This window comes from Bacillus sp. REN16 (genome assembly GCF_020731355.1).
Lineage (GTDB): Bacteria > Bacillota > Bacilli > Bacillales > Bacillaceae_L > Ferdinandcohnia.
This window is the reverse complement of record NZ_JAJFZK010000048.1, coordinates 1-5,005: the sequence shown is the minus strand read 5'-3', so window position 1 is coordinate 5,005 and position 5,005 is coordinate 1. Positions and strand designations below refer to the sequence as shown.

5 protein-coding genes and 2 tRNA genes are annotated in these 5,005 nt (G+C 40.7%); all 7 read right to left on the bottom strand.

What is annotated here, in order from left to right; genetic code table 11:
• Positions 1 to 221: 221 nt before the first annotated feature.
• The 7 genes from tsaD to LKW28_RS22665 all read right to left on the bottom strand — a co-directional run bounded on the left by tsaD (position 222) and on the right by LKW28_RS22665 (position 4,783).
• Positions 222 to 1,238 (bottom strand): tRNA (adenosine(37)-N6)-threonylcarbamoyltransferase complex transferase subunit TsaD, encoded by a 1,017-nt coding sequence (tsaD, locus tag LKW28_RS22695; protein ID WP_229142683.1) that lies wholly within the window; start codon positions 1,236 to 1,238, stop codon positions 222 to 224.
• Entirely contained in the window at positions 1,231 to 1,698 is a 468-nt protein-coding gene (gene rimI, locus LKW28_RS22690) for a ribosomal protein S18-alanine N-acetyltransferase (RefSeq protein WP_267498115.1), read from the bottom strand. Before rimI ends, tsaD begins: the two co-directional genes overlap by 8 nt.
• Before the next feature lie 2 nt (positions 1,699 to 1,700).
• The gene (gene tsaB / locus LKW28_RS22685) at positions 1,701 to 2,393 is read right to left on the bottom strand and encodes a tRNA (adenosine(37)-N6)-threonylcarbamoyltransferase complex dimerization subunit type 1 TsaB (protein WP_229142682.1); all 693 of its coding nucleotides are present in this window, start codon (positions 2,391 to 2,393) and stop codon (positions 1,701 to 1,703) included.
• Positions 2,390 to 2,848 carry a tRNA (adenosine(37)-N6)-threonylcarbamoyltransferase complex ATPase subunit type 1 TsaE gene (gene tsaE, locus LKW28_RS22680; RefSeq protein ID WP_229142681.1) on the bottom strand — a complete coding sequence of 153 codons (459 nt, stop codon included), beginning with the start codon at positions 2,846 to 2,848 and terminating at the stop codon, positions 2,390 to 2,392. The genes tsaB and tsaE overlap by 4 nt, the downstream gene beginning before the upstream one ends.
• A gap of 232 nt (positions 2,849 to 3,080) precedes the next feature.
• On the bottom strand, positions 3,081 to 4,094 hold the full coding sequence (thiL, locus tag LKW28_RS22675) for a thiamine-phosphate kinase (RefSeq protein ID WP_229142680.1): 1,014 nt from the start codon (positions 4,092 to 4,094) through the stop codon (positions 3,081 to 3,083).
• Between the two features lie 533 nt (positions 4,095 to 4,627).
• Positions 4,628 to 4,703, bottom strand: a tRNA-Asp gene (locus tag LKW28_RS22670).
• A 3-nt stretch (positions 4,704 to 4,706) separates the two neighbouring features.
• Positions 4,707 to 4,783: transfer RNA gene (locus LKW28_RS22665), tRNA-Met, on the bottom strand.
• Positions 4,784 to 5,005: the final 222 nt, after the last annotated feature.

The window sequence follows — 5,005 nt, the reverse complement described above, 5'->3', positions numbered from 1 at the left end:
GGTTTCCGTCAAAATGAGGACAAAATATCTCGTCATTTTCTGGACATTTCATGATGTCATTAACAATCACCTTCTATTATGATTTTCAAGTGACAAATGTACTGTTTCCTTTTCTTTATATAGCTAAATAGTATTATACATGATTTTTGGCAAAGTCGAACAATGACACAAATAAAAAAGTCCCAAGTGTTTTTTTCACTTGGAACTACTCTCCGAAAAAGTTAAATCTCGATATCTAAAGCTGGATTAGCATTTAATGCATAGGTTGAGCGTTTCCCTTTTTCATATAAAACACTTCCAACTGCAGCAATCATAGCAGCATTGTCTGTACAAAGCGAAAGTGGTGGAATAATTAGCTTCACTTCAGGCATTTCGGTAAAAGCATGTTCTAAAGCTGCCCGCAATCCTTTATTTGCCGCAACTCCTCCAGCTAAGAGGACTTGTTTTACATGATATTGTTTCGCTGCCTTCACAGTTTTTGTCACCAATACATCAATGACACTTTCCTGAAAGCTAGCTGCTAGATTCTTTGGTTCGATTGTTTCTCCACGCTGCTCCGCATTATGAAGGGTATTAATGACAGCAGACTTTAACCCGCTAAAACTAAAATCATATGAATCCTCTTCTAGCCACGCTCTTGGTAAATCAATTGTTGCTGTTCCCTCATGTGCAAGTCGATCAATATGAGGACCACCTGGATATGGAAGACTTAATGTTCTAGCCACTTTGTCATAAGCCTCGCCAGCCGCATCATCTCTTGTTTCTCCGATCACCTTAAAGGATGCATGCTCCTCCATATAAACAAGCTCTGTATGGCCACCCGATACAACTAACGCTAATAATGGAAACTCCAGCTCTTCAACTAGTCGATTTGCATAAATATGGCCAGCAATATGATGGACTCCCAACAGGGGAATATCGTGTGCAAATGCTACCGCTTTTGCAGCATTCACTCCAATTAACAATGCGCCAACTAAACCAGGTCCTTCCGTTACCGCAATTCCATCAAGATCTGAAAAATGAACATCAGCCTTCTTCAATGCCTCTTCAATCACAAGTGTGATTGCTTCAACATGATGCCTTGACGCAATTTCGGGAACAACTCCACCAAAGCGCTTATGACTTTCAATCTGTGAGGCAACTACATTTGATAAAATCTCTCGTCCATTTCGTACAATTGATACAGCCGTTTCATCACAGCTTGTTTCAATTCCCATAATTAATTGATTATCACTCATTTAAATTCACCCACATAACTAGCGCATCTTCATTATTATCTGTATAGTAATTTTTTCGGATTCCACCAGGCTTAAATCCAAGTTTCTTATAGAGATTTTGCGCAATATGATTGGACACTCTAACTTCAAGCGTCATCGTAACTGCCTGATGCTGCATGGCTAAAAGCTTTGCCTGCATCAATAGAGCTTCCCCTAGTTTTTGTCCTCTATATTCTGGGAGGACTGCAATATTGGTAATATGGCATTCATCTAAAATAAGCCACATCCCACAATACCCAATTACTTCATTGTTATCAGTCATTACAATATACTTTGCAAACTGATTATGAACTAACTCATTATAAAATGCCTCTCTCTTCCAAGGGACAGTAAATGCTGACGTCTCAACCTTCATGACACCATCAATGTCTTCTAACGTCATGAAGCGAAACAAAATCTGTTGATTGATGATATCTTCCATGCTTACCCCTGCCTCTTCCCTAACCAATTCGCTTCAGCCTCAGCCAGACGAATATAATTTGGCACAAATGTATGAACATCCACAGGCTCTTTTTTCAACCCTAACTCCGCTAATTCACTTGGTCTTGGATTCCAATCTGTGTATGGTGCAACATATGCAAGTTGACCTAAATCTGTTTCTATCTGTTCCTTGTGGATAACCAAATCATTTCCGATAAAAAGAACCGGTGTTTCTTTCTTTTTAAGCTCCTCAACCCATTCTGATAATAATATAATTTTATCTTCTTCTATGGAATTTAGGTTCTCTTCCTCATATTGATATAGCCCTGTGTATACTTGGCCGCGTCTTGCATCAAATAATGGAGAAATAAAGCCATTAAAGTACCTGCCATTGGCGGCTAATGCTTCTAGACTTGATACCCCGGCTAACGGAATTTGTAACGACCAGGCTAATGTTTTCGCAATCGTGACTCCAATTCTCACCCCGGTATATGAACCTGGTCCCATAGCTACCACAATCCTGTCAAGTTCTTTAGGCTTTATGTCACATTCCTTCATTAAATGTTCAATGGTTGGCATTACACGGACAGAATGGTTTTTTGGTAGATTTGTAATAACCTCCCCAATCACCTTCGCTTCATCAACAAGCGCGACCCCTAATACATAATTGGACGTATCTATTGCTAAAACCTTCATTCGCCAAATAACTCCTCACATAAATGTTGATACCTTTCTCCAAATGGTATCACCGTAATTTTACGCTTCGTATCTCCTTGGTGTTCAATTCTAATGGTGAGTCTGTCGCTTGGCAGCTGATCCTCTATAAGATGTGCCCACTCAACAACAGTCACACCCTCCCCATCAAAATACTCATCAAATCCAAGATCCTCATCACTATGCTCCAAACGATACACATCCATATGATATAAAGGAATTCTCCCTTGGTATTCCTTTATAATTGTAAACGTTGGACTATTCACCGTTCTAGTAATGCCAAGCCCCTTTGCTAATCCTTTTGTAAAGGTTGTTTTTCCTGCCCCTAAGTCACCCTCAAGCGTTAACACATCTCCTGGCTTAAGCGTTGCAGCCAGGCTGTAAGAAAAATTCCCTGTTGCTTCGGGTGTATTCGATATAAACTCAAATTTTTCCATACAATCCACCTTATTTCTTCAAATACGCCTCGGCGTATTTGCGCCCGATTTTTAGGCCCACACGATGTGGGTCATGAAGACGTTGCCACAGGATGTGGCGTCTTTAGTCTTCGATCTTACAGCTCAAAAAATTTCCTTTGAAAAATCGTGGCATCCGCCGGAGGCTTTAACTTTATTCAGCAGAGGGCTAACCCCCGCGCAGATTGAATACTTTTTACATTCATCCGACCATTTAGTGGGATGGATCCTTTTGCTGGGTAAAGTTAAAATGATTATACCCCTTCATTTCAAGCTTTTGTAATTCCCCGGCTCGGTCTAAAAATACAGCCGGACCACCATCCGAAACCGTTCCAATTTTCGAAAGGATATAGCCATGTTCTTTTGCCTTTTTCTGTGTTATATCCCAATCTGAAGCAGCCATCGTCCCCACCAACTCAAAGTCCTCTCCGCCGTAAAAGGCAAACTCTAGTGCACGTTCTTTGAACTGGGTAAGAATTGCTTCGCTATATGGCATTTTATCATCATCTAGTATTAAAGTAACACCACTAGCCTTTGCTATCTCATTTGCTTCGCTAGCTAACCCATCACTAACATCATTCAAAGAGACCCTTTCTAAAGTAGATAAAAGTCTGCCAATCTCTACTCTCGGAGACGGATATTGATGTTTCCGAATAAGAGTTTCCTCTTGCTCCGAAAACGAATATTCCTTTTTATTATGTAATAATAAATTCAACCCAGCAGCTGAATCACCAATCGTCCCAGTCACAAAAACAATATCACCCGGCTTTGCATAGCTTCGTAATAAATGCTTTCCTCTCTCAACCTCACCAAGAACTGTAACGGTTATCACCAAGGTATCCGCAATCGACACAGTATCGCCACCTATTAAATCCATCGCGTACTTATCTGCTAGCATTGCCATCCCTTCATAAATCGATAACAAATCTGCTTCATTCCATCCCTTTGGAATCGCAATCGATACCAAATAATAGGTAGGGATCCCACCCATCGCCGCAATATCACTAATATTAACAGCTAAAGCCTTATAGCCAATTTGATAAGGATCCATAGTGTGAGAATTGAAATGAACCCCCTCTACCATCGTATCCATGCAAATGATTTGTTCCATCTCTGGAGTAGGTCGAACAAGAGCAGCATCATCACCAATCCCCGCTAATAAACCAGACTGGGATACACGCTTCGGTTTGATTTGATCAATAAAGTGAAATTCATCCTGCAAAGCCATCTATGTCACTCCTATTATGTCAAAAAGAATAGTATGTAAGGTAGTGAAAAAAAGCCTTAGGACAATGCCTAAGGACCTTCAAACAATACTATTAGTTTACATTATTTCAACAAAATCAGCAAAAAAGAAATGAAATTTTGGAGTTTGGAAGGTCTATGATGGGATGAAGGACTTTCCGAGAGGGCTCGCGGTACGTTCGGTCCTTCATTGGCTTGATGAAAGACTTTTGATTGAGATTCATCGCCTTTTTTGCCCTTCATACCCCAAATGAAAAGAATTTAGACGGGATTCTTCGCTTCTTTTCCCCTTCATATTCCTTATGAAGGGTTTTTCAATTGAATTCTAACCGCATTTTGCCCTTCATTATATCAATGAAACAATTTTATCTAATCCCTATCTCTTTTCCTTTACTTACTAATCATTATTCCCATAAATAGAAAAACCACAACATGAAATGCTGTGGCAAAACTCAACCCTATTACTTTTTATAAAATAAAAAAACGAAACCTCAAGTTTCGTATGTTTGTAAAATATGGCGGTCCCGACCGGGATCGAACCGGCGATCTCCTGCGTGACAGGCAGGCATGTTAACCGCTACACCACGGGACCATTTGGTTGCGGGGGCAGGATTTGAACCTACGACCTTCGGGTTATGAGCCCGACGAGCTACCAGACTGCTCCACCCCGCGATAATAAAAGTATAAAGTTTTTTGTCATGCGCTAAGTTACAGAAGACTGTCCCTTCCTCTACTAGCGAATTCTAGATGCTTTGTGCGTCGGGACAACTCGCAGTTATTTCGATGATGCAACGCTCGTTGCTCCACCCCGCGATAATATAATATAAGCCTAGCGACGTCCTACTCTCACAGGGACAAAGTCCCAACTACCATCGGCGCTGAAGAGCTTAACTT